The sequence below is a fragment of the Methanosarcina spelaei genome, assembly GCF_002287235.1.
Taxonomy (GTDB): Archaea; Halobacteriota; Methanosarcinia; order Methanosarcinales; family Methanosarcinaceae; genus Methanosarcina; species Methanosarcina spelaei.
In genome coordinates this window covers 1-1,510 of the sequence record NZ_LMVP01000265.1, presented here as the reverse complement: position 1 = coordinate 1,510, position 1,510 = coordinate 1, and the positions used below count along the sequence as shown (strand labels likewise).

The window sequence follows — 1,510 nt, the reverse complement described above, 5'->3', positions numbered from 1 at the left end:
GTTCCGTCTCCAAAGTTCCATTTCCATTCTGTCGCATTTTTCGAAATATCGATAAATTGAACTGAAAGAGGGGCATAACCAGCAGTGACATTGCTGCTGAAATTTGCAACAGGGAGTACTGGTTCTGGTACTGGGACAGAACCTATAAACTGCCCGAAAGCAACTGGATAGTATCCTATATTTATCGTGGCTGTAACATTATTAGTTGTTGTGTTAATTACAGAGATGGTGCCACTGTAATAGTTCGCCACATATACTTTTGTTCCAACTGGGTTAACTGCAATTCCTTCCGGACCACTTCCTACAGGCACAGTGGCTGTAACCGTATTTGTTGCCGTATCAATTACAGAAACAGTGTCATTGTCAGAGTTTGTCACATATACCTTTGTCCCGTCGGGGTTAACAGCAATTTCCCAAGCCAAGTTTCCTACAGGCACAGTGGCTGTAACTTTGTTTGTCGTAGTGTCAATTACCGAGACATTATAATTATTAGTTACATACGCCTTTGTTCCTGTCGGGCTTACTGCAACTCCTGAAGGATATTCTACTACAGAAATAGTGGCTGCAACTTTATTTGTTGCTGTGTCAATTACAGAGACAGTATTACTATTATAGTTCACCGCATATACTTTTGTTCCATCCGGGTTAACAGCAACTCCCCAGGGATAGTTTCCTACAGACACCGTGGCTGTAACCTTATTTGTTGCTGTGTCGATAACAGAGACAGTATCACTGTTAGCGTTCGTTACATATACCCTTGTTCCAGTCGGGTTTACTGCAACTCCATCAGGATTGCTTCCTACAAGTACAGTTGCTGTAACCGTACTTGTAGCTGTATCAATTACAGAGATAGTGTTATCCCTATTGTTCGTCACATATACCTTTCCAGTCGGGTTTACTGCAACTCCATCAGGACTGCTTCCTACAGGTATAGTAGTTATAACAGTATCCATAGCTGTGTTAACTACCGAGACAGTGCTGTTCCAATTGTTCGTAATATATGCATATGACTCCGCTGGCGAAGCACTTTGTTCAGTAACTGCCGATGCCGCAGAAGAAACAAAAATTAAATATAAAATTACAGTTACTGATGCAAAAGCTATTGAATGTAGTTTTTTGTTGATTTTCATTATCCTACCTTTATTTAATTTATTTTTTTATAACAGAATAGTTATATTCTGGAACATATGTCAATTTTTAGCTTTCTCTTTGAATCTTACTTTTATAAAAATTCTTTAATTTTCGAAAGTTCACACCGGAAAAAGATTCCAGTATAAGTGAGTCTTGTATGGATTTCTCGACTCTTCAATGAAAAAAAACACAAAAAGAAGACATTAAGAATTTCAAATCAGCTTAAAAGAGTTAAAAATTTCTACATTGATACTAAGGCGTTGAAAAATTGTAAATCTACAAATAGCTTATAAATTCAGTCAAACAAGGCAAAAGGGCGGTTTTATTTCAGTCGAATACCCCGCTAGCTTGCTGCGGGGATGGAAACTTCCCCGGTAAC

The 1,510-nt window shown here is 38.4% G+C and carries 1 protein-coding gene; it reads right to left on the bottom strand.

What is annotated here, in order from left to right; translation table 11 throughout:
• Positions 1-1,130, bottom strand: a 1,130-nt coding sequence (locus tag ASJ81_RS12520; RefSeq protein WP_141241709.1) for a YVTN family beta-propeller repeat protein, incomplete at its 3' end; no start/stop codon positions are given.
• Positions 1,131-1,510: the final 380 nt, after the last annotated feature.